Consider the following 1,908-nt stretch of genomic DNA (forward strand, 5'->3'; position numbering starts at 1 on the left):
TGTCCCTAGAAGAAAGGTTCCTGACTATGACAGGAAACAACAAGGTTTGGCGCGCGCCGCTCGCCGGCCTCGCCTCCGTCGCGATGCTCGCGACCATGGGCGTCGCCGCCGGCACCGCGAACGCCGATGCCGCCGCTGGCGTGGATCCGTATGACTACACTGTCACGCTGCATGTGAACGCCCCGTCCCTTACCTCGGGCGCGAAGTTGACTTACGGTTCCCAGAGCGGCTCCTCCGTTACCATCAAGGGTTCCGATCTGGATAATGCCGACGGCACCAAGGACAGCAAGTTTACGGACCTGTACGACAGCGCCGCGGGCTATACCATCACGGAGCCCACCGTTCGTCCCGGCGATAAGGACTGGACGTTCACCGGCTGGTACACCTCTCCGGAGTACGGTTCCGAGAAGTTCGACTTCAAGAACACGACCGTGACCAAGAACATCGACCTGTACGCTCACTGGGCTGAAAGCGATCAGCTGGTTAGCCTGCAGTTCGCCAAGAGCTCGCTGTATGACAACACGAAGTCCGCGTATTACGGACAGAACTTCAACATCAACGCCGCTGGCTCCAACTCGGCCTCGACTCCTCTTCGTTTCTATTGGTTCGCCAGCAATGCCTATGTGCTGAACGTCGCGAAGCAGGACAAGAAGATCGCCGCTTGGGAGCTTCCGGCTGACAACGCCGGCGATGGCTATGTCGTGGATACGTGGAAGGTCGGTCCTACCGGTCAGGATCTGACCGATACGGTGACTCTCGACCAGCTGACGAAGGACTTCACCGGCAAGCTGTCCTACCAGGACACCGGTGAATATGACGTGACTCTGGATCCGGAACAGGGCAAGCAGAACGCCACGATCGTCAGCTACTACGACAACAAGGGCTTCGTGTACGGTCCGGTTGACGTGAAGTATGGCGAGTCCGTTTCGACGACTCCGAACACCGAGAAGTACGGTTATCTGACTGCTACGTGGGAGTACAACGACTATGCCTCCGGCAAGCCGGTCACGCTGACTGATTCCTTCAAGGCGAACGACAACTACAAGAACCTGAAGCTCACCGCTGCCGGTTCTTCCACGAGCGTCTTCCCGGTGACTTACTACACCGAGGTGGCTGGCACGTGGGATACTGTCGTGGCTACCGAGTACGTTGCGGCCAATGCTTCCCCGAAGGGTTCCGTGACTCCGTCTCGTAGCTCTGATTACACGTTCCGCGGTTGGTCCACGACTCCGGATTACAATGCCGCGACCGTGTCCCTGTCCTCGCTGAAGATCACCAAGGCCACCCCGCTGTACGCTCAGTGGAGCACCAACAAGGTGACCGTAACCTTCGACTACAACTACGCGGGCAAGACTGAACCTAAGTCCTACCAGTCTGGTGAGAACTATTCGTTCACCGCTCCGACTGCGAAGCGTGACGGCTACCAGTTCCTCGGCTGGTACTACGCGAACGACAGCGTCGATCCGGAGACTGGCGCTTCCAAGAGCAACAGCAACCCGTTCGCTTCCGGTGCTGAGTTCGTGAAGGCGTTCGTGAAGGACGACAAGGGTAACCTCACCAAGAACGTCGATTGGGCTTCTGACCGTGACAGCACGACTGGCGGTATTTCTGCTACCGGCAAGTGGCTGAAGGACTATGAGGCCACGAAGATCTCTGCTGGCTCCAAGCTTCAGATCACCAAGGACGGCAAGCTGCAGTACCTGTACTACTACACTGTTGCGAACCCGGATGCGAAGAACGGCGTGGACACCAAGTCCAAGTGGGTGTACGTTCCTTCCACCCTGTATGCTGCTTGGGGTAAGCTGAATGGCTCTGATCTGCATAATCAGGAGCAGTCTGGTGGCTACACCCTGAATGATGCGAATGAGATCGTGGATTCGACGAACAACTACACGAAGGCTTCGAAGG

General features: G+C 57.5%; 1 protein-coding gene. It reads left to right on the forward strand.

From position 1 onward, the window contains the following. Window positions 1–26: 26 nt before the first annotated feature. A partial coding sequence (locus tag JS533_RS13575) for an InlB B-repeat-containing protein (RefSeq protein WP_241515348.1) occupies window positions 27–1,908 on the forward strand: 1,882 nt, incomplete at its 3' end.

Source organism: Bifidobacterium amazonense, from assembly GCF_018555435.2.
In the GTDB taxonomy this organism is placed as follows: domain Bacteria; phylum Actinomycetota; class Actinomycetes; order Actinomycetales; family Bifidobacteriaceae; genus Bifidobacterium; species Bifidobacterium amazonense.